The 26,020-nt window shown below is 71.1% G+C and carries 24 protein-coding genes; 13 read left to right on the top strand and 11 right to left on the bottom strand.

The annotated features are described in order from the left end of the window. Positions 1-41 precede the first annotated feature (41 nt). From Q7X29_RS28425 to Q7X29_RS28445, 5 genes are all read left to right on the top strand, one after another. The gene (locus tag Q7X29_RS28425; RefSeq protein ID WP_316575902.1) at positions 42-1,421 is read left to right on the top strand and encodes a phosphomannomutase/phosphoglucomutase; all 1,380 of its coding nucleotides are present in this window, start codon (positions 42-44) and stop codon (positions 1,419-1,421) included. Between the two features lie 223 nt (positions 1,422-1,644). Further along, positions 1,645-2,868 carry a tobH protein gene (locus Q7X29_RS28430; protein ID WP_218718620.1) on the top strand — a complete coding sequence of 408 codons (1,224 nt, stop codon included), beginning with the start codon at positions 1,645-1,647 and terminating at the stop codon, positions 2,866-2,868. Continuing rightward, positions 2,868-4,088 (top strand): mannose-6-phosphate isomerase, class I, encoded by a 1,221-nt coding sequence (gene manA, locus Q7X29_RS28435; protein WP_316575903.1) that lies wholly within the window; start codon positions 2,868-2,870, stop codon positions 4,086-4,088. The genes Q7X29_RS28430 and manA overlap by 1 nt, the downstream gene beginning before the upstream one ends. Positions 4,089-4,170: 82 nt before the next feature. Further along, the gene (locus Q7X29_RS28440) at positions 4,171-5,091 is read left to right on the top strand and encodes a cation diffusion facilitator family transporter (RefSeq protein ID WP_316575904.1); all 921 of its coding nucleotides are present in this window, start codon (positions 4,171-4,173) and stop codon (positions 5,089-5,091) included. A gap of 117 nt (positions 5,092-5,208) precedes the next feature. Continuing rightward, entirely contained in the window at positions 5,209-6,147 is a 939-nt protein-coding gene (locus Q7X29_RS28445; protein ID WP_218718617.1) for a cation diffusion facilitator family transporter, read from the top strand. A 1-nt stretch (position 6,148) separates the two neighbouring features. Here the strand turns inward: Q7X29_RS28445 and Q7X29_RS28450 are convergent, their stop codons facing one another. Next, positions 6,149-7,618: a phytoene desaturase family protein gene (locus Q7X29_RS28450; protein ID WP_316575905.1), complete on the bottom strand. Its 1,470-nt coding sequence runs from the start codon at positions 7,616-7,618 to the stop codon at positions 6,149-6,151. Between the two features lie 113 nt (positions 7,619-7,731). After that, positions 7,732-8,307: a TetR/AcrR family transcriptional regulator gene (locus tag Q7X29_RS28455; RefSeq protein WP_316575906.1), complete on the bottom strand. Its 576-nt coding sequence runs from the start codon at positions 8,305-8,307 to the stop codon at positions 7,732-7,734. Between the two features lie 111 nt (positions 8,308-8,418). Here Q7X29_RS28455 and Q7X29_RS28460 point away from each other — a divergent pair, with 111 nt between their 5' ends. Further along, positions 8,419-8,844, top strand: a complete 426-nt coding sequence (locus Q7X29_RS28460) for a DUF4267 domain-containing protein (protein ID WP_316575907.1) — start codon at positions 8,419-8,421, stop codon at positions 8,842-8,844. Between the two features lie 79 nt (positions 8,845-8,923). Beyond that, positions 8,924-9,142: a DUF4287 domain-containing protein gene (locus Q7X29_RS28465; protein ID WP_218718613.1), complete on the top strand. Its 219-nt coding sequence runs from the start codon at positions 8,924-8,926 to the stop codon at positions 9,140-9,142. 50 nt (positions 9,143-9,192) lie between these two features. Here Q7X29_RS28465 and Q7X29_RS28470 read toward each other — a convergent pair whose 3' ends face one another. After that, entirely contained in the window at positions 9,193-10,548 is a 1,356-nt protein-coding gene (locus Q7X29_RS28470) for a cation:dicarboxylate symporter family transporter (protein WP_218718612.1), read from the bottom strand. A 77-nt stretch (positions 10,549-10,625) separates the two neighbouring features. Here Q7X29_RS28470 and Q7X29_RS28475 point away from each other — a divergent pair, with 77 nt between their 5' ends. Continuing rightward, positions 10,626-12,179 carry a sensor histidine kinase gene (locus Q7X29_RS28475; protein WP_218718611.1) on the top strand — a complete coding sequence of 518 codons (1,554 nt, stop codon included), beginning with the start codon at positions 10,626-10,628 and terminating at the stop codon, positions 12,177-12,179. Beyond that, on the top strand, positions 12,176-12,874 hold the full coding sequence (locus Q7X29_RS28480; protein WP_316575908.1) for a response regulator: 699 nt from the start codon (positions 12,176-12,178) through the stop codon (positions 12,872-12,874). The genes Q7X29_RS28475 and Q7X29_RS28480 overlap by 4 nt, the downstream gene beginning before the upstream one ends. Positions 12,875-12,892: 18 nt before the next feature. Here the strand turns inward: Q7X29_RS28480 and Q7X29_RS28485 are convergent, their stop codons facing one another. From Q7X29_RS28485 to Q7X29_RS28495, 3 genes are all read right to left on the bottom strand, one after another. Further along, positions 12,893-14,221, bottom strand: a complete 1,329-nt coding sequence (locus tag Q7X29_RS28485; RefSeq protein WP_218718609.1) for a cytochrome P450 — start codon at positions 14,219-14,221, stop codon at positions 12,893-12,895. A 115-nt stretch (positions 14,222-14,336) separates the two neighbouring features. After that, complete coding sequence (locus tag Q7X29_RS28490) at positions 14,337-15,050, bottom strand: TIGR03089 family protein (protein ID WP_218718608.1); 714 nt, start codon at positions 15,048-15,050, stop codon at positions 14,337-14,339. Between the two features lie 3 nt (positions 15,051-15,053). Beyond that, the gene (locus Q7X29_RS28495; protein ID WP_218718680.1) at positions 15,054-16,469 is read right to left on the bottom strand and encodes an LCP family protein; all 1,416 of its coding nucleotides are present in this window, start codon (positions 16,467-16,469) and stop codon (positions 15,054-15,056) included. Positions 16,470-16,700: 231 nt separating this feature from the next. Between Q7X29_RS28495 and rfbD the strand changes: the two genes are divergently transcribed. The 3 genes from rfbD (at position 16,701) to Q7X29_RS28510 (ending at position 19,656) form a co-directional block, all read left to right on the top strand. Further along, a complete protein-coding gene (gene rfbD / locus Q7X29_RS28500) occupies positions 16,701-17,558 on the top strand; it encodes a dTDP-4-dehydrorhamnose reductase (RefSeq protein ID WP_316575909.1) in 858 nt (285 codons plus the stop codon). An 11-nt stretch (positions 17,559-17,569) separates the two neighbouring features. After that, a complete protein-coding gene (locus tag Q7X29_RS28505) occupies positions 17,570-18,463 on the top strand; it encodes a glycosyltransferase family 2 protein (protein ID WP_218718606.1) in 894 nt (297 codons plus the stop codon). A 113-nt stretch (positions 18,464-18,576) separates the two neighbouring features. After that, the gene (locus tag Q7X29_RS28510; RefSeq protein WP_218718605.1) at positions 18,577-19,656 is read left to right on the top strand and encodes a mannose-1-phosphate guanylyltransferase; all 1,080 of its coding nucleotides are present in this window, start codon (positions 18,577-18,579) and stop codon (positions 19,654-19,656) included. A 38-nt stretch (positions 19,657-19,694) separates the two neighbouring features. Here the strand turns inward: Q7X29_RS28510 and Q7X29_RS28515 are convergent, their stop codons facing one another. Further along, positions 19,695-21,272: a carboxylesterase/lipase family protein gene (locus tag Q7X29_RS28515; RefSeq protein WP_218718604.1), complete on the bottom strand. Its 1,578-nt coding sequence runs from the start codon at positions 21,270-21,272 to the stop codon at positions 19,695-19,697. 392 nt (positions 21,273-21,664) lie between these two features. Here Q7X29_RS28515 and Q7X29_RS28520 point away from each other — a divergent pair, with 392 nt between their 5' ends. Beyond that, positions 21,665-21,886, top strand: a complete 222-nt coding sequence (locus tag Q7X29_RS28520) for an FmdB family zinc ribbon protein (RefSeq protein ID WP_218718603.1) — start codon at positions 21,665-21,667, stop codon at positions 21,884-21,886. A gap of 35 nt (positions 21,887-21,921) precedes the next feature. Here Q7X29_RS28520 and Q7X29_RS28525 read toward each other — a convergent pair whose 3' ends face one another. Genes Q7X29_RS28525 through Q7X29_RS28540 form a run of 4 tightly spaced genes read right to left on the bottom strand, consistent with a single transcriptional unit; the run spans position 21,922 to position 25,744 of the window. Further along, the gene (locus Q7X29_RS28525) at positions 21,922-22,197 is read right to left on the bottom strand and encodes a SelT/SelW/SelH family protein (RefSeq protein ID WP_218718602.1); all 276 of its coding nucleotides are present in this window, start codon (positions 22,195-22,197) and stop codon (positions 21,922-21,924) included. A gap of 25 nt (positions 22,198-22,222) precedes the next feature. Beyond that, positions 22,223-22,621: a YchJ family protein gene (locus tag Q7X29_RS28530; RefSeq protein WP_218718601.1), complete on the bottom strand. Its 399-nt coding sequence runs from the start codon at positions 22,619-22,621 to the stop codon at positions 22,223-22,225. A gap of 35 nt (positions 22,622-22,656) precedes the next feature. Then, positions 22,657-23,082 carry a hypothetical protein gene (locus Q7X29_RS28535; protein ID WP_218718600.1) on the bottom strand — a complete coding sequence of 142 codons (426 nt, stop codon included), beginning with the start codon at positions 23,080-23,082 and terminating at the stop codon, positions 22,657-22,659. Between the two features lie 49 nt (positions 23,083-23,131). After that, entirely contained in the window at positions 23,132-25,744 is a 2,613-nt protein-coding gene (locus Q7X29_RS28540) for an AAA family ATPase (protein ID WP_316575910.1), read from the bottom strand. Positions 25,745-26,020 lie beyond the last annotated feature (276 nt).

A 26,020-nucleotide genomic window follows, 5' to 3' on the forward strand; every position in this document is an offset into this window, starting at 1 on the left:
TGTACGGCCTCAGTCGCGGAGAGGCGGATAGGGTGAGACTCATGACGACTGTCGCGCGCTCTGGCGAACTCGTGAACGCCGTGATCAAGGCTTATGACGTCCGCGGGGTGGTGGGCGAACAGATCGATGCGGGATTCGTCAGGGATGTGGGCGCGTCCTTCGCCCGGCTGATGCGCGCCGAGGGCGCGACCCGGGTCGTGATCGGCCACGACATGCGCGAGTCCTCCCCCGAGCTGTCGGCGGCCTTCGCCGAGGGCGTGCGGGCCCAGGGCCTCGATGTGGTGCACATCGGCCTGGCCTCGACCGACCAGCTCTACTTCGCCTCGGGCAAGCTGAGCTGCCCCGGCGCCATGTTCACCGCCAGCCACAATCCGGCCCGCTACAACGGCATCAAGCTGTGCCGCGCGAACGCGCTGCCGGTCGGCCAGGACACCGGGCTGGCCACCATCTCGGCCGAGATCATCGCCGGGGTCCCCGCCTTCGACGGCGCGGCCGGCACCGCCACCACCACCGATCTGCTCGCCGACTACGCGAGCTTCCTGCGCGAGCTGGTGAACCTCGACGACATCCGCCCGCTGACCATCGCGGTCGACGCGGGCAACGGCATGGGCGGCCACACCGTGCCCGCCGTGCTCGGCACACTCGGCCCGGTCACCATCGTGCCGCTGTACTTCGAACTCGACGGCTCGTTCCCCAACCACGAGGCCAACCCGCTGGACCCGAAGAACCTGGTCGACCTGCAGGAGCTGGTGCGCCGCAGCGGCGCCGACATCGGCCTGGCCTTCGACGGCGACGCCGACCGCTGCTTCGTCGTCGACGAGCGCGGCGAGCCGGTCTCCCCGTCCGCGATCACCGCGCTGGTCGCCCAGCGCGAGCTCGCCAAGGAGCCGGGCGCGACGATCATCCACAACCTGATCACCTCGCGGGCGGTGCCCGAGCTGGTCGAGGAGCTGGGTGGCAAGCCGGTGCGCACCCGCGTGGGGCACTCGTTCATCAAGCAGGAGATGGCCTCGGAGGGCGCGGTCTTCGGCGGCGAGCACTCCGCGCACTACTACTTCCGCGATTTCTGGGGCGCCGATTCGGGCATGCTGGCCGCGCTGCACGTGCTGGCCGCGCTGGGCGAGGGTCAGCGTCCGGTCTCGGAGCTGATGGCCGCCTACGACGTCTACGCGGCCTCCGGCGAGATCAACTCGACCGTGGCCGACGCCGCCGAGCGCACCGCCGCGGTGCTCGCCGCGTTCGCCGATCGGACCGTCTCGGTGGACCGCCTCGACGGCGTGACCGTCGACCTGGGCGAGCACGCCTGGTTCAATCTGCGCGCCTCCAATACCGAACCGCTGCTTCGACTCAACGTCGAAGCCGGATCGCAGGCCGAAGTAAACGCACTCGTGACCGAGATCCTGAGCATCGTTCGCGCCTGACTGGGAAAATGAAACCAGTACCGGTGGAATCAGACGTCGGGAGCACGGCGTCGGACGAGGCAAACGGCTCTGTTCGACACCGAGATCCCGAGCATCGTTCGCGCCTGACTGGGAAAATGAAACCAGTACCGGTGCTGACTGGAATAGTGGAATCACAGACCTGGTATTCGCCGACGGCTCGCCGGCAGACGACACAGCGCGATGAGGGGAGGTGGGATCGGCGATGATCGCTGGCACACCCGTATTCGACCTCGACGATGCCGCGTCGCTGGAGGCGGCCGACACCGGTGGCGCCTTGCGTTCGGCGGCTTCGGGCGGCGCGCAGGTGCGCGCCACGGCCGCGGCGGTCGCCGAGGCCTCGCTCACCGAACGCCTCGCCGAACTGCGTCCGCGCAGCCTGGTCCTCGTGTCCGGCTCGGGCCGGGCCACCCGCGCCGCCGGCCTGCTGGTCGCCGGCCTCGGTGACCGGGCCGGGCTGCCGATCGTGCCCGTCACCGCGCTGCCGCCGTGGGTCGGTCCGCTCGACGTGGTGCTGGTGGCAGGCGACGACGCGGGCGATCCGCGCCTGATCGATGCCGTGGACCGCGCGCTGCGGCGCAGTGCCGAGGTCATCGTGGCCGCGCCCAACGAGGGTCCGCTGCGCGCGGTCGCCGCCGGTCGCGCGATCGTGCTCGAACCGCGCGTGCCCGTGCTCGACCACAACCGGCTGCTGCGGTTCCTCGCCGTCGGCATCGCCGTGCTGCGCGGGGTCGACGCCCAGCGCAGCGTGCCCGCCACGCCCGACCTGACCGAGCTGGCCGACATGCTCGACGCCGAGGCGCTGCGCGACGGCCCGCACAACGAGGTCTTCCACAATCCGGCCAAGACGCTGGCCGCGCGGATGCACGGCGTCGGCGTGGTTCTCGCCGGCGACTCCCCCGCGGCGGTCGAACTGGCCGGGCACGGCGCCGAGGTGCTGCTGCAGTCGGCGGGCAAGCTCGCCGCGGCCGCCGACCTGGCCGACGCGGTCGCCGCCGTCGGACGACTGGCCGAGGCGGCGGGCGGTGCCGCACCGGGCTTCGATCCGCTGTTCCACGACGAGGAACTCGACGGTCCGGCCCCGGTCGACCGGGTGCGGGTGCTCGCGCTGAGCGTGCATCCCGATCAGGCCGCCGCGCGGCGCAAGCTCGCGGTGTTCGACGGCGTGGGCGGCGGGCTCGTCGACGCCGACCTGGTGCACGCCGACGTCGACGTGCTGCAGACCCAGCTGGCCGAGCCGGGCTCCGCCCCGACCACGGACAGCGGCGCCGCCACCTCCGCCGCAGGGGGCGGACACGGCAGCGAGATCGAGCAGCTGGCGGTGCTGGCCTTGCGCCTGGACATGGCCGCTGCCTATCTCCGGTTGACGGGTGCGCGCGGCCCGGCCGCGCCCGACCCGGACCCATACCACGACGGGGGACGCTACTAGTGCAGGAACTCGTTGGTGCGCTGCGTTCCTACGCCTGGGGATCGCGCACCGCGCTCGCTCAGCTGTGCGGTCGGCCGGTGCCGTCGGCGCATCCGGAGGCCGAACTGTGGTTCGGCGCCCATCCCGCCGACCCGGCCCATGTGAAAGCCGCCGGTGGCACCCGCTCGTTGCTCGAGGTCGTCGCCGCCGATCCGGCGCGCGAACTCGGCGCCGTCGCCGACACCTTCGGCACCCGGCTGCCGTTCCTGCTGAAGATCCTGGCCGCCGAGGAACCGCTGTCGCTGCAGGCGCACCCCAGTTCGGCGCAGGCCAGGGCGGGCTTCGAACGGGAGAACCGCACCGGGGTGCCGCTGGATTCGCCCATGCGCAACTACCGCGACGACAGCCACAAGCCGGAACTCGTTGTGGCGCTGGGCCGGTTCGAGGCGCTGGCCGGTTTCCGCGACCCGCGCCGCACCGTCGACCTGCTGCGCGCGCTCGACGTGCCCGGCCTCAACGTCTACGCCGAACTGCTTGCCGCCCAGCCCGATTCGGCCGGGCTGCGCACGCTGTTCACCACCTGGATCACGCTGCCCGCCGCGGCGCTGTCGGCGCTGCTGCCCGCGGTGCTCGAGGGCTGCGTGCGCTACCTGTCCGGCAAGGGCGATCGCGCCTTCACCGCCGAGGTGCGCACCGCCCTGGAGCTGGCCGAGGTCTACCCCGGTGACGCGGGCGTGCTGGCGGCGCTGCTGCTGAACCGGTTGACGCTGGAGCCCGGCCAGGCCCTCTACCTCGACGCCGGCAACCTGCACGCCTACCTGCGTGGCGTCGGCGTGGAGATCATGGCCAACTCCGACAACGTGTTGCGCGGTGGCCTCACCCCCAAGCACGTCGATGTGCCGGAGCTGTTGCGGGTGCTCGACTTCGAGCCGATCGACCTGCCGGTGATCGAACCGGAGCCCGCTGCCGACGGCGGCGTGCGGTACCGCACGCCCGCCCCGGAGTTCGCGCTGTGCCGGTTCGATCTGTCCGCCGACGCCGAACCGGTCGCGCTCGCCGACGCCGGTCCAGGCATCGTGCTGTGCACCGAGGGCACCGTCGAGCTCTCCCAGAACGGGCGCACGCTCACCGTCGCTTGCGGCAGCGCGGCGTGGATCTCCGCGGCCGACACCGAGATCAAGGCCAGGGCGATCGATGGGTCGGCGCAGCTGTTCAGCGCCTGCGTCGGCGCCGAGAACTGACGCCGAAGCGTACATTTCACGCCCCTCCCTCTAGGCTGTTGCGGGCACGAGCGTGTACAGCGGAGAGAAGGGCGGGCCGGGTATGTCGGCTGGTGGTGGCAAGAAGGCGATCGTCGCCGCGTTGACGGCCAACGCGGGAATCGCGGTGTCGAAGTTCGTCGGCGCCGTGATCACCGGATCGGCGTCGATGATGGCCGAGGCGGTGCACTCGGTCGCCGATACGGCCAACCAGGGTCTGCTGCTGTTCGGTCAGCGCGCGGCCGCCAAGGACGCCGACGAGTTGCACCAGTTCGGCTACGGACGCAACCGCTACTTCTACTCCTTCGTCGTGGCCTTGGTGCTGTTCACCCTCGGCTCGGTGTACGCGATCTACGAGGGCATCCACAAGATCCAGCATCCGGAGGAGCTGAGCCAGCCGATCGTCGCGATCGTCATCCTCGGCATCGCGATCGGCTTGGAGACCTTCAGCTTCATCACCGCTGTCCGCGAGTCCCGGCCGCTCAAGGGCGAAGCGAGCTGGTGGCGGTTCATCCGCAACTCGCGCAGCCCCGAGCTGCCGGTGGTGCTGCTCGAGGACACCGGCGCGCTCATCGGCCTGGTGATCGCCTTCGGCGCGGTCGGCCTGACCATGGTCACCGACGATCCGATCTTCGACGGCATCGGCACCCTGGCCATCGGTGTGCTGCTCGGCGTCATCGCCATCGTGCTGATCGTGGAGATGAAGAGCCTGCTGATCGGTGAGGGCGCGACCCCGGAGCAGGACGACGCCATCCGCGCCAACCTGGTCGACGGCGCGAAGATCACCTCGGTGATCCACCTCAAGAGCGAGTACCTGGGCCCGGAGGAGATGCTGGTCGCCGCCAAGGTCGCGATCGCGCCGGACCTCGACATCGCCGACATCGCCGAGGCCATCGACGCGGCCGAGGTGCGGGTGCGGGCCGCGGTGCCCACCGCCCGGCTGATCTACCTGGAGCCCGATCTGTACCGGACCCAGTCCGTCTGATCCGTCCGGCTCACCGAATCGCCGTCGTCCCGTCCGGGTCGGCGGCGATTCGCGTCGGCCGACACGGCGGCCGCACAGGGCGGGCCGTCCCGGTCTGTGCGGGTACCGTTCGGTGCCATGGCCGGTGAAGGTGGAGAGAGCAAGATCGCGATCATCGCCGCGCTGGCGGCGAACGCGGGCATCATGACCGCGAAGTTCATCGGCGCGTTCATCACCGGCTCGTCGTCGATGCTCGCCGAGGCCGTGCACTCGGTCGCCGACACCGCCAACGAGGCATTGCTGCTGGTCGGGCAGCATCGGGCCGGACGGGTTCCCGACACGCTGCACCCCTTCGGGTATTCGCGCAACCGGTACTTCTATTCGTTCGTCGTCGCGCTGGTGCTGTTCACCATGGGCTCGCTGTTCGCGGTGAACGAGGCGATCCACAAGATCGCGTCCCCGCACGGGATCGAGTCGCCGTCGGTCGCGATCGTGATCCTGCTGGTGTCGATGGTGCTCGAGGGCTTCAGTTTCCGCACCGCGCGCAAGCAGTCCGCGCCGTTGAAGGGTGAGCGCAGCTGGTGGCATTTCATCCGCACCACCCGCAATCCCGAGCTGCCGGTGGTGCTGCTCGAGGACATGGGCGCGCTGATCGGCCTGGTGTTCGCGCTGGCCGGGGTGGGCCTGACGGTGCTCACCGGCAACGGGGTGTGGGACGGCATCGGCACCCTGTTGATCGGGCTGCTGCTCGGTGTGAACGCGATCGTGCTGATCATCGAGACCAAGAGTCTGCTCATCGGGGAGGGCGCCACGGCCAAGGAGGACACCGCGATTCGCGCGGCCCTGCTCGCCGACCCTCGCATCGTGCGGGTCATCCGGATCCAGACCCAGTACCTCGGTCCGGAGGATCTGCTGGTCAACGCGAAGATCGCGATGCAACCCGGGCTCGACATCAGCCAGGTCGGCGAGGCCATCGACGCCGCCGACTACCGCATCCGCGTGGCCGCGCCCCACTCCTGCACCGTCTACCTGGAACCCGACGTCGTCAAGACCGAATCGGCGGGCGCCACACCCTGATTCAGTGGTAGGCGGGCGCCGCGCCGCGCAGCAGCTCCAGCGGCTCGGTGACGATGCCGAAGCGGGTGCGCAACAGATGCCCGGCGGCGTGCAAGCCGGGCATGCCGTGTACGCCGGGACCGGGCGGGGTCGACGACGAGCACAGGTAGGTGCCGGGGATCGGGGTGGCGTAGGGGTTCCAGCGGGCCAGGGGGCGGAAGGCGGTCTGGCGCACGGTCATCGCGCCCGCCGAGATGTCCCCGCCGACGTAGTTGGCGTTGTGGGCGGGCATGAAGGCCGCCGGCGTCACGTGTTTCGCGAGGATCAGGTCACGGAAGCCGGGCGCGAAGCGTTCGACCTGGGCGATCACCGCCTCGCTGATGTCGCGGTCGGAACCGTTGGGCACGTGGGCGTAGGTGTAGAAGGTGTGCTTGCCCGCCGGGGCCCTGGTCGTGTCGACGACCCCGGGCTGGATCGCCAGCACATAGGGCCGCTCCGCGAATTCGCCCGCCGCGATCCGGCGTTCGGCGCGCATCGCCTCGTCGCGGGTGCCCACCAGATGCAGGGTGCCTGCCAGCTCGCAGCCGGGCGCGGTCCACGGCACCGGGCCCGACAGCGCGAAGTCGACCTTGCAGGCGGCCCCGCCGTAATGGAATCGGCCCAGGCGTTCGCGGTAGCGCGCGGGCAGGCGGTCACCGGCGATGCGCAGGAGTTCGGCGGGCGAGGTGTCGAACAGGACGGCGCGGGCCCGCGCCAGCTCGGCGAAGTCGTCGACCCGGTGCCCGGTGACGACCTCGCCGCCGAGCCGTTCCAGCTCGGCGATCAGCGCGTTCGGGATGGCCTGGCTGCCGCCGCGCGGAATCACCCAGCCGCCCGCGTGCGCCAGGGTGCCGAGCAGCAGGGCGGCGCCGACCGCGGGCAGGGCGCGCGGCTGGGTGATCGCGTGGGTGGCGACGCCGGTCAGCAGCGCGGGCGCGACCTCGTCGTGGAAGCGGTTGTTCCACAGGGGTGATCCCTGTTCGAGCAGCCGCAGGCCGAAGCGGACGGCGGTGGGAATTCGCAGCGGCGGGTGCCGCAGATCCGACATCGCCAGGTCGACCACGTCGGGCCAGTGCTCGACGAGCGGCCCGAACAGCGCGCGCCAGGCGGGGCCGTCGCGGCCGAGGTCGGCGACCGTGGATTCGAGGTTGCGCCAGGCCGATCCGGCGATGCCGCCGTCGAGCGGATGCGCGTAGGAGATCGTCGGGGTCAGCAGCTCGACACCGTGTGCGGGCAGATCGAACGCGCGAAAGAAGGGCGAGGCCAACGCCATCGGATGCGCGCCGGCGCAGAGGTCGTGGTGGAAACCGGGCAGGGTGAGTTCGGCGGTGCGTGACCCGCCGCCCGGCTGATCCTGGGCCTCGAGCACCCGCACCGAGAGGCCGGCGCGCGCCGCGATCACCGCCGCGGCCAAGCCGTTCGGGCCCGACCCGACTACTACGACCTCAGCCATCCGTCGTCCCTTCGCCTTCGGTCGCCCCGGGCGACCTGCGTCGTTGTCTCCAACCTACGCGGCGTGGGGACCGTCGCCGACGAGTCGTCGGTCACCCGGCCGGGCCCGTGCGGTTACCCGAACGCGGCCCAGCTCTCGACCAGCAGGGCGATCCGCCGTTCGCGCAGTTCCGGGCGCAGCCTGTCGCTGCGTTCCAGCGTCGCGAGGCCGTGCAGCCCGGCCCAGGCCACCTCGGTGCGCGCGCCGAGTTCGTCACCCTCGGCGCCGGCGCTGAACATGGCCTCGAGGCCGGCGAAGGCGTCGCGCAGCGGCTGTGGCGCGTCCAGGCCGAAGTTCAGATCGGTGGTGAGCACGAAGATCGCGTCGTAGCGGGCCGGGTTGGCGGTGGCGAAGTCGAGGTAGGCGCGGGCGACCCTGTCGAACACCTCGGTGCGGGTCGTCGCGCTCTCCCGCGCCAGGCGCATCTCCTCGGCCAGCTCGACACAGCCTTGCAGCGCGACGGCCCCGACGATGGCGGCCTTGTTCGCGAAGTGGCTGTAGAGCACCGGCTGGCTGTACTCGATGCGCTCGGCCAGTTTGCGGATGGTGACCGCGTCCCAGCCCTCGGCTTCGGCCAGCTCGCGAGCGGTGTCGACGATCTGCTGCTGGCGTTGGGCGCGTTCACGTTCCTTGCGGGTCTGGGTGCTCATGCTCGAAATTCTAGCAACGCTAGACAAGATAGCGAGACTCGCGTTATCGTTCTCCCATCACCTAGCAGCGCTAGATTTCAGAGCGTTGCAATACAGAGCCAGGAGCACACCATGACCGTCTCGCGCATCGCCACCGCCCTCTCCGTCCTCGGCGCGGCCTTCATCCTCTACATCGGCCTGAGCTACCTGATCACGCCGGAGACCATCGCCACCGGCTTCGGCCTGCCCACCCGGCCCGAGGGCGACGCGGTGGCCTTCCTGAATCTCAAGGGCGTGCGCGATACCGTGTGCGGCCTGCTGATCATCGCGCTGCTGGCCGCCCGCCAGCGCTTCGCGCTCGGCATCACGATGCTGGTGCTGGCCCTGATCCCGACCGGCGACATGATCACGGTGCTGAGCTGGGACGGCTCGGCCGCGGCCGCCTTCGGCATCCACGGCTTCACCGCCGCGCTCGTCGCCCTGACCGGCGCGCTGCTGATGCGCGAACACCGCACCGTCACGGCCACCGTCGACCAGCGGGTCGCCGTCGCCGCGTGACGCCGGTCACGCGGCGATGAATTCCGCGCGCCCCCACCGTCTTCACCCACAACGAGCACACGACCGAGGAGGAACCACCATGGCGAACGCACCGCACGGCCCCGCGTCCTACTTCCCCACCATCGAGGCCAAGTACGGCCGCACCGTCGACGAGTGGCTGACCATCCTCGGCGCCGCCGAACAGACCAAGCACGCCGCGCTGGTCACCTGGCTCAAGACCGAGCACGGCCTCGGGCACGGGCACGCCACCGCCCTGGTGCAGTACCACCTCAACCCGGAGAAGTGGGCGCGCGCCTGAGGTTCGGCACCGTGAAGGCCCCGCAGCGCCTGCGGGGCCTTTCCCGTCTGTCACCGCACCGGAACGGGTTTCGGCTCGGGTTCCGCGACGTCGTCGACCGGGTGGTCGTCGACCATCGTCTCCTCGTCGAAGGGCAGTTCGCGATCGAGGACACGGCGAGTGCGGTCGGCGTCGACGGTCTTGGTCCAGGTGCCGATGAGCAGGGTGGCCACGGCATTGCCCGAGAAGTTGGTCAGCGCACGGGCTTCGGACATGAACCGGTCGATGCCGACGATCAGGCCGACGCCGTCGAGCAGTTCGGGACGGTGACTCTGCAGGCCACCGGCGAGGGTGGCCAGCCCGGCGCCGGTCACGCCCGCCGCGCCCTTGGACGCGATGATCATGAACAGCAGCAGGCCGATCTGCTCGCCCAGGCTCAACGGCTTGCCCATCGCGTCGGCGATGAAGATCGACGCCATGGTCAGGTAGATCGCGGTGCCGTCGAGGTTGAACGAATACCCGGTCGGCACGACGACGCCCACCGTCGTGCGCTCCACGCCCGCGTGCTCCATCTTCGCCACCAGACGCGGCAGCGCCGACTCCGAGGACGAGGTCGCCACGATCAGCAGGTACTCGCGTGCCAGGTACCGGCACAGCTTCAGGATCGACACCCCCGAGACCAGCCGCAGCACCACCCCGAGCACGCCGAAGACGAACACCAGGCAGGTCAGGTAGAACGCGATCATCAGCGTCGCCAGCTCGACCACCGCCGACCAGCCGGTGCGGCCCACCACATTGGCGATCGCGCCGAACGCGCCGATCGGAGCCAGCCACAGGATCATCGACAGGATCCGGAACACCAGCTTCTGACCGAGCGAGACCGCGCGCAGGATCGGCGCGCCCGCCTCGCCCATCGCCTGGACCGCGAAGCCGACCAGCAGCGCGACGAACAGCGCCTGCAGCACGCTGCCCGCGGTCAGCGAGGACACCAGCGTCGTCGGCACGATGGCCTGGATGAAGTCCCAGGTGCCGCCGGCACCGTGCGCCTGCTCGGCGTATTTCGCGCCCGCGCCCGCGCTGCCCGCACCCAGCCCGGTGCCCGGCTCGATCAGGTTCCCGACGACCAGACCGATGCCGAGCGCGACCGTCGACATCGCCAGGAAGTAGGCGATGGCCAGGCCACCGACCTTGCCGACGGTGGCGGCCGCGCGCACCGATCCGATGCCCAGGACGATCGTGCAGAAGATGACGGGTGCGATCATCATCTTGATCAGGTTCACGAACAGGGTGCCCAGCGGCGCCAGCGACTGACCGAATTCCGGCGCCAGCCGGCCGACCAGGATGCCCGCGAGGACCGCGAAGATCACCGCGATGTACAGCCAATGGGTATGGTCGCGTTTCCGCGAAGGTGCGGCGGTTGTGCTCATGGCGCACAATCATCCGGAACCACTGTGACTCCCATCACATTTGGTGCATAACGTTCAAGACGAGGTCGGAGGGCAAGATGCGACGAGTGCGGTTGTCGCTCGCCGGGCAGGCCTTCGTCTGGCAGCTGGTGGTGCTGGCCCTGATGATCGGGACCGGGACCGTGCTGGCGGTCTTCGACGCCCGTCACGACCACGATGTGGCCACCGAACTGCAGGTCCGCGACGTGGCGGTGACCGTGGCGCGCGCGCCGTCGACGCTGGCCGCGGTGAACTCGCCCTACCCCAGCGGACTGCTGCAGCCCACCACCGAACGCATCCGCGCCGACACCGGCATGGACTTCATCGTGGTGATGGCGCCGGACCGCACCCGCTACACCCACACCAATCCCGAGCTGATCGGCAAGCCGTTCACCGGCAGCATCGACGCCGCGCTGGCCGGGCAGACGCTGACCGAGACCTTCACCGGCTCGCTCGGCCCCTCGATCCGCGCGGTCACCCCGGTCTACGACGGCGGCCGGGTGGTCGCCCTGGTCTCGGCCGGGGTGACCAGGGCCAGGATCGGCACCCAGGTCGCCTCCCAGGTGCCGGTGATCCTCGGTGTCTCCGCGGCCGGGCTCGCGCTGGCGGCCTGCTCGTCGTTCCTGATCAGCCGCAGGCTGCGGCGCCAGACCCACGGCCTGGCACCCGACGAGTTGCGCGCGCTCTACGAGCACCACGACGCGGTCCTGCACTCCGTGCACGAGGGCCTGGTGGTGTTCGGGACCGCGCCGGGGCCCGCCGAGGTGGTCAACGATCAGGCGCGCACGCTGCTCGACCTGCCCGACGGCCCGGTGCATCGCACCGACCTGCCGACCTCGCTGCAGCAGATGCGGTGGGGCGTGGTGCGCGACGAGACGCACGTGACCACCGACCGGGTGCTGCTGGTCAACCAGGACGTCGTCAGCTGGGAGGGCCGCCCGATCGGCACCGTGCTGACCATCCGCGACCAGACCGAGCTGCGCGCGGTGCTCGGCGAGCTCGACTCCGTACGCGGGTTCGCCGAGTCGCTGCGGGCGCAGGCGCACGAGGCGGCCAATCGGCTGCACACCGTCGTCACCATGGTCGAGCTGGGCCGCCCGGAGGAGGCGGTCGCCTTCGCCACCGCGGAGCTGCGGCTCTCGCAGGTCCTGATCGACCGGCTGCTGTCCGCTGTCGGCGACGCGGCACTGGCCGCGCTGCTGCTGGGCAAGGTCGACCAGGCCGCCGAGCGCGGGGTGAGCCTGGCCATCAGCGAGGACACCGCGCTGGACTCCGCCGATCCGCTCTCGGCGCACGAGGCGGTCACGCTGGTCGGCAACCTGGTCGACAACGCGATCGACGCGGCGGCGGGCACCGTCGACAAGCGAGTCGAGGTATCGGTGTATCACCGTGACGGCGAGCTGGTCGTCCGGGTCGCCGACAGCGGGCCCGGCATGTCGGCACAGATGTTCTCGCGCGCCGCCGAACGCGGCTACACCACCAAGACCGACCACGCCGGACTCGGCTTGGCACTCGTGCACCGCCTCGTCGATCGGCACGGCGGCGCCATCACCACCACGGCCGCACCACACAGCGCGGTCATCGTTCGCATTCCGCTGAGGGAGAAGAAATGATCCGGGTCCTGATCGTCGAGGACGAGCCGTTGATCGCCCAGGCCCACCGGGCCTATCTCGAGCGGCTGGACGGGTTCGTCACCGGCGGCGTCGCGCATACCGGTCGCGACGCGCTCACGCTGGCCGCCGAGGCGATCGCCGACGGCAATCCGTTCCACCTGGTGCTGATGGACATCGGCCTGCCCGATATCAGCGGACTCGAGGTGGCCGCCGCCCTCAACGGCCTGGAACCGCGCCCGGACGTCATCGCGATAACCTCCGCCCGCGAGCTGACCATGGTGCGCAATGCCGTCGCCCACGGCGTGGTGCTGTACCTGCTCAAGCCGTTCACCTTCGCCGCGTTTCGCGAGAAGCTCGAGCGCTACCGCGATTTCGACACCGCGCTCCCCGCGGGCGAGGCGGCGCTGTCGCAGTACGACATCGATCGCGCGCTGGGCGCCCTGCGCACCGCCGACCAGCGTGCCGGTGCGCCCAAAGGCGTTGTGCAGCACACTCTCGAGGAGGTCTCGCGCGCGGTGCGCTCGGCCGAGTCGGGCATCACCGCGACCGATGCCGCCGCGGCCGTGGGGGTTTCGCGCATCACCGCGTGGCGCTACCTGGAAAAGCTGGCCGACGACGGACTGGCCGAGCGCCGCGCCGATTACGGCCGTGCGGGTCGGCCCAAGACTCGGTATCGCTGGCGCGCGGGCGCCTAGGGCGGGCCCGCGCCGGAGTCAGGACAGGCTCGCGGCGCCGGCCAAGCCGTCGGGCGACGGGGTGCGCGCCACCGGACCCAGCTCGACCGGCATGTGCTCGAAACCGTGCAGGGTGAACAGGTTCCGCCGCACCGGCTCCCCGCGTAGCCGCAGGTTCGGATAGCGGGTGTAGAGCGCGCGCAGGGCGTGCACGGCCTCCATCCGGGCCAGGCTCGCGCCGAGGCAGGCGTGGATACCGCTGCTGAAGGCGACGTGTTCGCGCAGGTTGGGGCGGTCGATGTCGAAGCGGTGCGGGTCGGCGAAGACGGCGGGGTCACGGTTGGCGCCCGCCAGCGACAGGATGACGGTGCTGCCCTCCCGCACGGTGACGCCGTCGATCTCGACGTCCTCGAGCGCCTGCCGCGCGGTGGTCTGCACCGGCGGATCGAAGCGCAGTGTCTCCTCCACCACGGCGGGCCAGCGGTCGGGGTCGTCCTGGGCCAGCGCGAGCTGGTCGGGGTTGGCCGACAGCGCCGCGATCGCGTTGCCGATCAGATTCACGGTGGTCTCGAAACCGGCGCCCATCAGCAGACTGGCGCCCGCCTGGAGTTCGCGCAGGTCCAGGTCGCCGGAACTGACCAGCGTCGAGAGGATGTCCTCGCCGGGGTCGCGGCGCAGCTGGGCGATGTGCGCGGCCAGGTAGTCGTCCATGGATTCGATCGCCGCCATCGCGCCCCGGTAGGTGCGCCACGAGGTGCCGATGTCGAGCAGCGGCGTGACCCGGTCGCCCCAGCGCAGGAACAGGTCGCGGTCGGCGGCGGGGAAGCCGAGCATGTCGGCGATGATCGCGATCGGCACCCTGGCGGCGAAATCGGTGATCAGGTCGACCGAGCCGTGCGCGGGCATCGCGTCGAGCAGCTCGGCGGTGACCACCTCCACCCGGTCCCGCAGCCGGGCGATGGCGCGCGGGGTGAACGCCGAGGCCACCGGCTTGCGCATCCTGGTGTGCTCGGGCGGGTCCAGGACCAGCATCGACGGCGGCTCGACCGGGTTGGGCGGGACCGTGACCCGCTCGGCCAGCTTGCGCCACGGACCCGGCAGGTCACCGCCGAGCGCCTGCCGCACACCGAATCGGGTATCCCGCAGAATGGCCCGGACCTGGGCGTGGTCGAAGGCCGCGTAGGACAGCGGGGTCCGCAGCAGTCCGCCGGGCGCGCGCAGTTCGTCGATCAGCGGGTAGGGATCGTGCAGGCCGCGCTGTCCGCTGAGCAGGACGGCGAACGGGTCGCCCTTGCGCACCTGCCAGCGCAGGACCGCCCGTGGCGCTCCGTGCTCGGCCGACCATCGCAACCAGTACCGCGCGTTCATCGCCACCCCTGCCGCTCTGCCGAATGGATGACTCCACCGTACGGACTTCGGGCACGACGCGGAACGTGTTCCAGTCGGAGATCGACCTATACCTGGGTAGGAGACGCGACGGCGGTCAGCGCCGGACCGTCACCCGCTCGGTGGCGGCCCGATGCTCCACGGCCGCCGGATCGGGATTGACCACCTGGACCAGCGAGGCGCCGGCGTACAGCACCGCGATGTAGCCGTCGATCAGCTCGGCCACGGTCTCCCACGGCGCGCTCGACAGCACCCGGTCGCCGGCGGAGATCCCTTGCAGCGCCGCCGACTTCCTGGCCTCGGCGAGCACCTCGCCGACCGAGAGGCCGTCGAGCGCGGCCCGGAAGCCGCCGGGCAGGAACTGGTCGCCGTGCACACGCACCGCCGTGGCGAAATCGGTGACGCCGACCGGCAGGTCGCGCACCGGAGTGCCCATCGCGTCCAGCGACAGCACCGCCACTTCGTCGACGCCGTCGGCGTCGTCGAGCCGGTCGGGGGTGACCAGCGCGAGGTCGGCGTCGGGATCGGGGGTGAGCACCACCTCCGTGCCCGCCCACCAGCAGCCGAGCAGCACCGCCGCGGTCTGCCAGTGCGCGGGCAGCAGCACCGCGACCCGGGCGCCGGGACTGAGCGCGAACTCGTCGCGCAGCAGATTGGCGGTCTTGGCGGCCCAGTTGGCCAGCGTCAGGCCCGACAGCTCGATGCGGGCGCCGGTGGCGTCGTCGTACCAGGTGACGCGCGGACCGGCCGGGTCGCGTTCGAGAATCGGGTCGAGGAGGACGTCGGTGAGCGTCGAGTTCGGCTCACGCATGGGTCAGTTCACGCATTTCGGTCCGTTCTGGCCTGCGTCGATCGGCGGGGCTGGCGGTACTGGCGTCGCGGTCGCCGAGGATGTTCCGTCGAAATCGAACATGCCTGCCGCGGCCGAGCCCGGACCAGAATAGTCGCTCGCCAGCACCACGCTCACGGTATCCGCCGACAGTGACGGATCCGCGACCACGGTGAGACCACCGAGCGCCTCGGCCACCGCCGCGGCCTTCGGATCCTCGGCGTCCACGGCGAGCACCCGGCTCGAACTCACGCTGCCTCCGGAGTAATTGCCCACCAGGCCCTCGCGGAAACCCTTGCCGGTCAATGCCGTCGACACCTTGGCCGCCAGCCCGGCCTTGCCGCCGGCGTTGAACACGCTCACCGTCACCGTCGACGGGTCGAGCTTCGGCTTGTCCTCACCCTTCTTCTCCTCGCCGACGAGCCCGGCGACATAGGCCTGCACCGCCTTGGGCTCGACGCGGACCACCGATTCACCCGCCGAGGTCATGCTGTTGAGGTCGGCGACCGGGATGGTCTCGAATTCCACCTTGCCGCCGGAGAGATCCTTGAGCTGCTGCAGGAAGGCCAGCACGTCCCAGTCCTCGTCGAGCACCACCGTGCGCCCGACCGCCTCGCTGATCTCGCTGAGCTTGTTCGGATTCGCCAGGATCTTGGCGTTGAGCAGCTGGCCGACCAGCTGGGCCATGAATACCTGCTGACGCACGATGCGATCGATGTCACCGCGCGGCAGCCCGTGCCGCTGACGCACGAAGCTCAGCGCCTGCTGCCCGTCGAGGCGCTGCTGCCCGGCCGGGAAGTCCGCGCCCGACATCCATTCGTCCACCGCGTTGTTCAGGCACACCTCGACCCCGCCCACGGCATCGGTGAGCAGCACGAAGCCCAGCAGGCTGACCTCGGCGTAGTGGTCGACCGTGATGCCGGTGAGCGAGGCCACCGACTTGATCAGCGCCTGCCTGCCCGACTTGGTCGACTCGCGTTCGGCGTCGGCCTCGGAGCTGCCTTCGGCCAGCAGCTCGGCGCGTTCGGTCTCCTTGGTGGAGCCGTAGGCGGAGTTGATCTTGGCCTTGCCCTGGCCGGGAACGTCGACGTAGGAGTCGCGCGGGATCGAGATCGCGGTGGCCGAGCGGCCGTCGTTGGGCACCCGGACCAGCACGATGGTGTCGGTATTGGTGCCCACCTCGTCGCCCGCGTGCAGCATCGCGCGCTCGGCGGAGGTCAGCGGGTTGCCGTGCGCGTCGGTGCGGCTGTCGACACCGACGAGCAGGATGTCGACCGCGCCGTCGCGGCCGCCGCCGAGACCGAGGCCGCCGATGCGATCGATATTGGCGATCAGGTTGTCGACACTGCGCCACGCGAATCCGGTGAGGGCGAGCACCAGCACCGCCGAGATCGCCACCATCACCTTCACCGGACCGATGGCACCGGGCTGCGTGGCGACCGTGGGTGGTCGTGTCGACTCTCGCACTCGTGATCCTCTCGACGAACTCCGCGCCCGGCTCCGTATCTCCCCCGGCAAACCCCGCCATCTCGTGTGCCTGGGCTCGTCCACCGACACCGGCCATCACAGGCTAACCAACAGTTACCACAGTCGCGCCGAACCGCAGGTGTTCCGGCGTGCCAGACTGGCCGCGTGAACCCCGATTTCCCCGTCCCCTCCCGGCTGATCGTAACCGGAGCGCGCGGCCTGCTGGGGCGAGAGATCCTGCGGCTCGCGCCCGATTCCGCGGGCTACGGCAGAGCCGAACTCGACATCACCGACCGCGCCGCCGTCGACGCCGTGTTGCGCCCGGGCGCGGTGGTGCTCAACTGCGCCGCCTACACCGCGGTCGACGCCGCCGAGACCGACCGCGACGCCGCCTTCGCGGCCAACGCCACCGGTCCCGCCGTACTGGCCGCCGCCTGCGCCGCGGCCGGGGCCCGGCTGATCCACGTCTCCACCGACTACGTCTTCCCCGGCACCGCGAGTACGCCCTACGAACCCGGCGACCCCACCGGACCGGCGACGGTCTACGGCCAGTCGAAGCTGGCGGGCGAGCGGGCGGTCCTGGAACTGAGCCCGGACGCGCAGGTCGTGCGCACCGCCTGGGTGTACTCCGGTGTCGAGGGGGATTTCGTCGCCACCATGCGCAGGCTGGAACGCGAACGCGACACCGTCACCGTGGTCGACGACCAGCTCGGCTGCCCCACCAGCGCCGCCGATCTCGCGGCCGCACTGCTCGAACTGAGTACCCGGCCCGACGCCCCGCGAGTGCTGCACGCCACCAATTCCGGCACCGCCACCTGGTTCGATCTCGCCGTCGCCGTCTTCACCGAGGTCGGGGCGGATCCGGCGCGGGTGCTGGCGTGCGATTCGAGCGCCTTCCCCAGACCCGCACCGCGACCGCCCTATTCGGTGCTGTCCTCGGCGGCGTGGGACGCGGCCGGTCTCACCCCGCTGCGGCCTTGGCGTTCCGCACTAGCCGACGCACTCCGGCGCGTGTCCGACTAGGCTGCCCAGTCGTGAACGCAGCCGATTCCGCGGCCCCTGCGGGCCTTGCCGTCGTCACGGTGACTTATTCACCGGGCGAGCACCTCGAGCACTTCATCACCACCCTGGCCGACGCCACCAGCGAGAAGCCGCAGGTGATCCTGGCCGACAACGGCTCGACCGACGGCGTGCCCGAGCTCGTCGCCGAGGCCAACTCGCACGTGCGACTGCTGCGGACCGGCGGCAACATCGGCTACGGCGGTGCCATCAACCGGGCCGTCGCCGAGATCGACCCGTCGATCGAGTTCGTGATCCTGGCCAACCCGGACATCCGGTGGGGCGTCGATTCCATCGACAAGATGCTCGAGGCCGCCCAGCGCTGGCCGCGCGCGGGCGCGTTCGGGCCGATGGTCCGGGAGCCCGACGGCAGCGTCTACCCGTCCGCGCGCCGGGTCCCCGGCCTGGCCGACGGCGCGGGCCACGCCATCCTGGGCACCATCTGGCCGAAGAACCCCTGGTCGGTGCGCTATCGACAGGAGAACGAGGAGATCTCCGAGCGGGTGGTCGGCTGGCTGTCGGGGTCCTGCCTGCTGGTGCGCCGGGCCGCGTTCGACACCATCGACGGCTTCGACTCGCGCTACTTCATGTACATGGAGGACGTGGACTTCGGTGACCGCATGGGCAAGGCGGGCTGGCACAATGTGTTCGTCCCCGACGCCGAGGTGACCCATGCCAAGGGCCACGCCGCGGGCAAGCATCCCGAGCTGATGCTGCCCGCCCACCACGCCAGCGCCTACCGCTTCCAGGCCGACCGGCATCCACACTGGTGGCAGGCGCCGTTGCGGGGCGCGCTGCGCGCCGGACTTGCGGTTCGCTCCCGGATTGCGGTTCGATCGGCGCTGCGCGAGAAAGCGCGTTCCGCCTGAACCGTCAGCGCCAGGAGGCGGCAACCCGCGTAACCACGTAGGGCGCCGGGGCAGGCAAAATCGGACACCGGCGCCTGAGCAGGCGCCGGTCCACTGTGAACAGGGGAAACTCGATGGCAGGCAACTCAGGCACCGACGCGGTCATCCTCGTCGGCGGACAGGGCACGCGGCTGCGTCCGCTCACCCTCTCGGCGCCCAAGCCGATGCTGCCGACGGCCGGGCTGCCGTTCCTGACCCACCTGCTGGCCCGCATCGCCGAGGCCGGGATCACCCACGTGGTGCTGGGCACCTCGTTCAAGGCCGAGGTGTTCGAAGAGCACTTCGGTGACGGCTCCGACCTGGGGCTCGAGCTCGAGTACGTCACCGAGACCGAGCCGCTGGGCACCGGTGGCGGTATCCGCAACGTGCTGCCCAAGCTGCGCGCGGACAACGTGATGGTGTTCAACGGCGACGTCCTGGGCGGCACCGACCTGGGCGCGATCCTCGACACCCACGAGTCGACCAACGCCGACGTCACCCTGCACCTGGTCCGGGTCAGCGACCCCCGCGCCTTCGGCTGCGTGCCGACCGACGCCGACGGCCGGGTCACCGCGTTCCTGGAGAAGACCCAGGACCCGCCGACCGACCAGATCAACGCGGGTTGCTACGTGTTCCGCCGCGAGTACATCGAGAAGATCCCGACCGGGCGTCCGGTCTCGGTCGAGCGCGAGGTCTTCCCCGCGCTGCTGGCCGAGGGCGCGCGGGTGCAGGGCCACGTCGACGCCTCCTACTGGCGCGATATGGGCACCCCGGAGGACTTCGTGCGCGGCTCGGCCGACCTGGTCCGCGGCATCGCCCCCTCGCCCGCGCTGCCGGGTCAGCGGGGTGAGTCGCTGGTGCATCCCGGTGCGGGTGTCGCCCCGGGCGCGCTGCTCATCGGCGGCACCGTGGTCGGCCGCGGCGCCGAGATCGGCGCCGGTGCCCGCCTGGACGGCGCGGTCATCTTCGACGGCGCGATCGTGGAAGCGGGCGCCACCGTCGAACGTTCCATCGTCGGCTTCGGCGCCCGGATCGGTCCGCGCGCACTGGTCCGCGACGGCGTCATCGGCGACGGCGCCAATGTCGGCGCGCGCTGCGAACTCCTGCGCGGTGCGCGGGTGTGGCCCGGCGTGGAGATCCCCGACGGCGGCATCCGCTTCTCCACCGACGTCTGATCCATCCACCCCGCGGCCGACCCGGAACGCCCGCTCGCCTAGCTGAAGCCGACCGCCTGGTCGCCCCAGGCGGTGTGCAGGTCGGCGTCGGGGTTGTCGACCACGCGATCGATGGTGTCGATGAGCAGGGTGGTGCGGTCCGAGGGCCGGTAGTGGGGCCAGTGCTTGGAGCCGTCCAGGGCCGCGGGCACGCCGTGTTCGGCGAAGGCCAGCCAGCGGCGCTGCATGCGGCCCGAGACCGCGACCGAGGCCTTGCGGCCGCCGAGCCAGAAGGTCGGGTCGTGGTTGAGCGTGCCGAAATTGCCGAAGACGTACGGCAATTCGGTGGCGTGTCCGGCGCCGACGCGCGCGGCCTTCAACATCGGGGTCGCGTAGTCGAAGCGGTACATCCAGGTCGGCGAATGCTGGGCGTGCGCCTCGGCGACCCACGCCGCGGGCATTCGGAAGGCCGCGTCGGTCGACATGGCCAGCGCCCCTCGGGTTTTCGCCAGATCGGGGTAGGCGGAGGTGATCTCGGCGATCCGCTCGGGTGACATCTCCGGATGCGAGGCCGCGACATCGCGCAGCATCGCGTTCACCGCGTCGGGCGTCACCGGCATGATCGGCGAGCGCAGCACCCGGAACAGCGAGGCCTCGTCCCGGTTGGTCCCGATCAGCAGCGGCACCCGATGCGAACGCCCCTGCTGGAAGCGGTCGATCGGGTAGCCCGGCAACAGCTCACCGTCGACCACCGGCGCCGCGGCCAGCCTGCCCGGCTCCTTGATCGGCACCTCGTCGAGCAGCACCGCGCCCACCTCGACGAGCTGCTCGATCGGCAGCTCCAGCAGCCGATCCGCCTCGCCCGGACCGAGTTCGAGCAGTTCCAGGTAGCGCTGCGCGACGACGGCCGCGCGCTCCTGGCCGAATACCGTGGTGGCGGGCGGACTCTGGGCGATCGCCTTGTGGAACAACCCCGCCGCCGACGGCGAGGTGAGCAGCGCCGTCACGCAGCCCGCGCCCGAGGACTCACCGAAGACCGTGACATTGCCCGGGTCGCCGCCGAACGCCGCGATGTTGTCGCGCACCCAGGCCAGCGCCGCCAGCTGATCGTGCAGGCCGAGATTCGGGGTGAACGGCTCGCCGAACGCGGACAGATCGAGGAAGCCGAGCACGCCGAGCCGGTAGTTCACCGAGACGACGACCACGTCGCCCGCCTCGGCCAGCTTGCGCCCGTCGTAGATGGTCTGCGCCGCGGTGCCGAGGCAGTAGGCGCCGCCGTGCAGCCAGACCAGCACCGGGCGCGGCTCGTCGTCGCTGGGTTCGGGGCGCGGGGACCAGACGTTGACCCACAGACAGTCCTCGCCCATCGCCAGATCGGAGTCGACCGGGACCATCGCGCCCATAGCCTGCGGGGCGATGTCGCCGAACACGACGCAGTCGCGCACTCCGTCCCAGGGCTGCGGGGGCCGCGGCAGCGAGAACCGGTCCGGTCCGGCGGGCGCGGCGGCATACGGGACGCTGCGCCATACCGCGATCGGCCCGTCCCAGGTCCCGCTGACGACGCCGTACTCCGTGCGGGCCAGTGGTTCGGCTTCGTGCGTCCGCACGTCGGCGTCGAGATCGGACTGAATGCTCATCGCACACCTCCTAGCCGGCGCGACCCACGGGTGCCTGTGTATTTGCTCCCGCGGGCCGCAGCACCTGGTGACTCCTTACGAGAGTACGTCCGCGCGGCCGGGTCAGCCTCCCAACGCACCATTCCCGCAGGTAACAGTTACTTCCCGGAACACGCCCGAACCGCCTTTCAGCGCGCCAACCGACCGTCACGATGCGCATTCGGCCACGTCTGGCGCCCGCTCTCGCCCCAGCTACGCCGAGGTGGACCGACGCCTCGCATCATTTGCTGCGAATACGCTGGAATCGTCTGCCGTGCCCACGGTCACCGGCGGAACTGCCGACGGTGAGCAAGCCCACCCGACCTCCGCACCGTCGAAGACCCTCGACATACACGCCCGCCTAGACTGGGCCGATGCCGAACTACAGCTTCCGGTGCCGCTCCTGCGGCGACACGTTCGAGGTGAACCGGCCGATGGCGCAGGCCTCGGACCCGGCCGCCTGCCCGGCGGGCCACGACGACACGGTCAAACTGCTGACCACCTTCGGAACCGTCGGTCGTGCAGGCGCCCCCGCCCCGGTACCCGCGCCGAGGCCGGCCGGTGGCGGCTGCTGTGGCGGCGGCGGCTGCTGCTGACCGGCGCACTGAACATCGCTGGTACGCCGCGTGACTCAGTCGCGGCGGTCGGAGTGGCCCAGGTCGCGGTCGGGGGCGATGCGGTCGCGGACCCGCTGCTTGAGGACGGCGATGTCGGGGAAGCCGCCGTCGGCCTTGCGTTCCCACAACTGCTCGCCGTCGAGGGTGATCCGGAAGATGCCGCCCTGCCCGGGGACCAGCGCGACCTCGCCGAGTTCGGTGGCGAAGGTGGTCAGCAGTTCCTGAGCCATCCAGCTCGCGCGCAGCAGCCAGCGGCATTGGGTGCAGTACTCGATCGCGATCCTGGGCACGGGGCCAGTATTCCCCAGCGGTGTTTCAGGCGTGGAACGTGCCGTCGAGGTAGACCCACGCGCCGTCGACGCGGACGAAGGTGCTGTTCTCGTGCATCGTGTCGCGTGCGCCGTCCACCCTGTAGTGGGCGATGAACTCGACGGTGCCGTTGTCGTCGAACGGGCCACCGCGCTGCGTGCCGACGATCTCCAGGAACAGCCACCGCTGTGCGGGGTCGAGTTCGAGCTCGGCGGGCCGGGTGTTCGGATGCCAGGAACGCAGCAGATAGTCGACGTCGCCGACGACGTAGGCGGTGTAGCGCGAGCGCATCAGAGTCTCGGCGGTAGGCGCGGGCCGGATGCCCGCCAGGATCGGCCCGCAGCAGTCGTCGAACGATTCGCCGCGGCGGCACGGACACGGTTTCGCTTCACCCATGCCGGTCATCCTGCCGGGTCGCGACCGGTGGCGGCCACGCGGGATCAGCCGAACGGCTGGTGCGCGAGCGGGACCAGTTCCAGGGTCCGCGCGAGGTCGCCGGTCTGATCACGCCAGCGCCGCAGGTCGGTCACACTGGGAGCCATCTCGTAGTCGAGGTGGTGGGCGGCCCGGGACAGCGCCGCCCACAGCGCCCCGACCTGCCCTGCCGTCTCCGGGCCCGCGTACACCCGCAGGGCCAGCAACTGAGCCCGCATCGGACAGCGCATGAGCTCGGGGGCGATCTGGGCCCACAGTTCGTCGACGGCCTGCTCGAGGGCGAGGCGCAGAATCCACGCGACCGCCCGCGACCACACCCCACCGGCGTCGGAGACGTCGCCGGACAGCAGGTTCTCGGCGGCCTCCAGCCGTTCGGCCACCGACGGGCGCGGGGTGTACTTCGCGCGCCGCGGCCTGCCCCGGCGATTCACCGGCACACCATCGACGCGCCACCGGGGTCGCCGAGCGGCCCGCCCCCGCTCACGTGCGCACCGCGGCGGGCTCGTGAGCGCGCAGCCAGGAGATGAATCGTTCGGTGTCGCTGATCAATTCCCGCATCGGACGGTCGATCGGCACGTGCGCGCCTGCGGTGGCGTCGCGCAGGACACCGACCAGCCAGCGGCCGCCGACCGCGCTCAGATGCTTGTTGAGATCGTCGACCCGGGCCCCGGGACCCATGATCGCCAGGGTGATCATGGCGCGAGTGGTGTGCGCGTTGCGCACCCGCCGTTCCACTTCGCCGTGCTCGAGGCCGGCGGCGAGCAGTTCCTGGCGGGCCTTGGCCAGCCCCGCCGCCTCGATCGCGGAGCGGCAGCAGGTGGCGACGAGCTCGTCGGCGATGGCGGGCGGCAGCTGCGGGGTGCGCAGCAGCGAGCGGGCGTCGTCGAGATAGCGGCGCACCGGGTCACCGGTCACCCGCACCTCGACCACGGAACGTTCCCGGCGCTGCACCTCGAGCACGGTGGCGTCGAGCTGCATCCGGCGCACCGCTTCGGCGAGGCGCTCGTCGTGGGTGAACACCACCACTTGGCGCGTGGTGGCCACCTCGGCCAGCACCCTGGCCAGGCCGTCGACCTTCGCCGGGTCCATCGCCTGCACCGGGTCGTCGATCATCACGAAGCGGAACGGGCTGTGCGACATGGTGGCTCGCGGCAGGAACAGCGACAGCCCGAGCGCGTGCAGCTCGCCCTGGCTCATCACGCCGAGCGCGGCACCGTCCACCTCGTCGACGGTCACATCCAGCAGGACCCGCCGCGCGGTGCCCGCGCTGCCCTGCAACCGGATCGCGCCGAGCTCCACATTGCTCTGCTGCCGCAGCGTGCTCCACACCCAGCGCGCGGTGCTCTCCAGCGGGCGCATCCGTTCGCCACGGATGGTCGCGGTCGCCGATTTGAGCCAGTCCGCCGCCTTCTTCACCACCCGCAGTTCGGCCGCGTCGGCGGAGACCGCGCGGGCGGGGTCGAGCCAGGCGAGGATGCGCGGGACGAGCGGGGACCACACGGCGTCGAGGCGCTCGAGTTCGGCACGGGTATCGCGTTGCAGGGCAGTGAGTTCGGTGGCCAACGCGGCATAGGTGTCACGCAGCCGCTCCGGGAACCCGTCATCGTGGTCGGACTCGCCGAGCTCGGCCCACACCGACCAGAGCGCGCGCACCGCCGACACCCGCCGCCTGAGCGGCACCTCGTCACCGGCCACCTGCCCGTCGCCGGACGCGGCCTTGCCGTCCAGCGCGGCACCATCACCCAGCGCCGCTCCGCCGCCCGTCGAGGCCTTGCCACCCAACGTGACACCAGCACCCGGCGCGGTCTTGCCGCTCAGCGCGGCGCTGTCACCAGGTGCGGCATTGCTGCTCGGTGTATCGCCGACCGGAGGCGCGGTGCCGAGTTCGGTGGGAAGGCGCGAGGTGAGCGAGCGGGCGGCGGCCGTCGCCGTCTCGAACTCCGCGCGGGCCGTGCGCAGGGCGGCGAGTTGGGTTTCGCGCTGGCCTATTTCGGCATCGGCGGCGGCGAGCCAGGCGATGTCGAGGTCGCCGCGGCCGCAGACCGGGCAGGGGCAGGTGCCGCCTGCGGTGACGTGTTCGCGGGCGCGGGTGAGCAATTCGAGGACGCGCAGATCGGCTTCGGCGTCGGTGGTGGCGTGGCGCGACAGCGCGGCCGAGGCCTCGGCCAGGCGATCCACGACCGCGGCGACCCGGGCCGGATCGGGCAGGGACAGGCGCAGGATCGCCCGGAGTCCCTCGGGACCGTCCGGGCCGAGCACCGACCCGGCGACCGCGGCGGCCACCGCGTCGAGATCGGGCTCGGGCACGCGCAGCAGGTCGGCGACATGGCGGGCGCGATCGTCGTCGGCGTCGGCGAGTTCGGCGAGCAGGTCGGTGCGGGACTGCCGCGAATCCTTCACGGCGCGTTCGAGTTCCAGCTTGCGCAGGCGGATGTGCTCGGCGGCGGCAGCCAGTTCGTCGAGACCGAGCAGGCGGTGCAGCGCGTCGAACAGGTCGCTCGGTTTGCCGTCGACCAGGGCGCCGAGTTCGCTGTAGGACAGGAACGGGCGGTACAGGTCGAGCCGGCCGCGCCTGCTGCGCGGGTCGATCGCGACGGTGCGCTCCGTGCCGCGGCGCTCGGTCCACTGCGCCTCGCCGAGTTCGCCGCCGGGCGCCCAGTGCGTGGCGACCGTGAGCTCGGCGTTCTCGCCCGCGGTGAGCAGGTCGACCTCGATCCGGGCCAGGTCGGGTTCGTGCAGGTTGCGCCAGCCTTCGCGCCACGCGGTCGAGCGGCCGTCCCAGCGCCGGTTGCCGCCGGTCAGCGCGAACTCCGCGGCCTCGGCGAAGCTGGACTTGCCGCTGCCGTTGCGCCCGACGACCAGGGTCAGCCCGGGCCCGGGGTTCAGGCGGAGCGTGGCCGTCGGCCCGATGCCGCGGAAGCCGTGCACGGTGATCGAGCGCAGGAAGACCCCGGTATCCCCGGAATCCGGTGCGGCTCGATCACCGTCGGCCTCGACGAGGGCTGCCAGCACGCACTCGGCGACCCGCCCCTCCACGGCGGGGTCGGCGGCGAGCTCACGCGCGACCACCTCGGCGATGCGATCCGAGCACACTTCTGCGACTTCCCCCTTCGCGGCCGCACGCACCGCGGCGGCCGATCTGCCCGGCCCACGAGATCCTCCTCGGCAAACGCTACCTGATCGCGGAGCGTTCGCCCAGGGGATGCGCAGTGCCCCAGCGAATCTGCCCGCGGGAGTGGAATGGCCATCGTGGCGCCACGGCGGGCCCCTCGATGTCCACCCCTCGCCCACCCCGGCGGGCAGCTCGATGAGGTGTTCACACCCGCGCTACGCTGCGGTGAGCGACGTGGGCGGTTCGGGCGAGCCGAA

The sequence above is a fragment of the Nocardia canadensis genome (genome assembly GCF_032656385.1).
In the GTDB taxonomy this organism is placed as follows: Bacteria; Actinomycetota; Actinomycetes; order Mycobacteriales; family Mycobacteriaceae; genus Nocardia; species Nocardia canadensis.

Coding starts and splice junctions, on each gene's coding strand:
- Q7X29_RS28425 (WP_316575902.1), top strand. CDS start 42: ATGACGACTGTCGCGCGCTCTGGCGAACTCGTGAACGCCGTGATCAAG.
- Q7X29_RS28430 (WP_218718620.1), top strand. CDS start 1,645: ATGATCGCTGGCACACCCGTATTCGACCTCGACGATGCCGCGTCGCTG.
- Q7X29_RS28440 (WP_316575904.1), top strand. CDS start 4,171: ATGTCGGCTGGTGGTGGCAAGAAGGCGATCGTCGCCGCGTTGACGGCC.
- Q7X29_RS28445 (WP_218718617.1), top strand. CDS start 5,209: ATGGCCGGTGAAGGTGGAGAGAGCAAGATCGCGATCATCGCCGCGCTG.
- Q7X29_RS28450 (WP_316575905.1), bottom strand. CDS start 7,618: ATGGCTGAGGTCGTAGTAGTCGGGTCGGGCCCGAACGGCTTGGCCGCG.
- Q7X29_RS28455 (WP_316575906.1), bottom strand. CDS start 8,307: ATGAGCACCCAGACCCGCAAGGAACGTGAACGCGCCCAACGCCAGCAG.
- Q7X29_RS28460 (WP_316575907.1), top strand. CDS start 8,419: ATGACCGTCTCGCGCATCGCCACCGCCCTCTCCGTCCTCGGCGCGGCC.
- Q7X29_RS28465 (WP_218718613.1), top strand. CDS start 8,924: ATGGCGAACGCACCGCACGGCCCCGCGTCCTACTTCCCCACCATCGAG.
- Q7X29_RS28470 (WP_218718612.1), bottom strand. CDS start 10,548: ATGAGCACAACCGCCGCACCTTCGCGGAAACGCGACCATACCCATTGG.
- Q7X29_RS28475 (WP_218718611.1), top strand. CDS start 10,626: ATGCGACGAGTGCGGTTGTCGCTCGCCGGGCAGGCCTTCGTCTGGCAG.
- Q7X29_RS28480 (WP_316575908.1), top strand. CDS start 12,176: ATGATCCGGGTCCTGATCGTCGAGGACGAGCCGTTGATCGCCCAGGCC.
- Q7X29_RS28485 (WP_218718609.1), bottom strand. CDS start 14,221: ATGAACGCGCGGTACTGGTTGCGATGGTCGGCCGAGCACGGAGCGCCA.
- Q7X29_RS28490 (WP_218718608.1), bottom strand. CDS start 15,050: ATGCGTGAGCCGAACTCGACGCTCACCGACGTCCTCCTCGACCCGATT.
- Q7X29_RS28495 (WP_218718680.1), bottom strand. CDS start 16,469: ATGGTGGCGATCTCGGCGGTGCTGGTGCTCGCCCTCACCGGATTCGCG.
- Q7X29_RS28510 (WP_218718605.1), top strand. CDS start 18,577: ATGGCAGGCAACTCAGGCACCGACGCGGTCATCCTCGTCGGCGGACAG.
- Q7X29_RS28515 (WP_218718604.1), bottom strand. CDS start 21,272: ATGAGCATTCAGTCCGATCTCGACGCCGACGTGCGGACGCACGAAGCC.
- Q7X29_RS28520 (WP_218718603.1), top strand. CDS start 21,665: ATGCCGAACTACAGCTTCCGGTGCCGCTCCTGCGGCGACACGTTCGAG.
- Q7X29_RS28530 (WP_218718601.1), bottom strand. CDS start 22,621: ATGACCGGCATGGGTGAAGCGAAACCGTGTCCGTGCCGCCGCGGCGAA.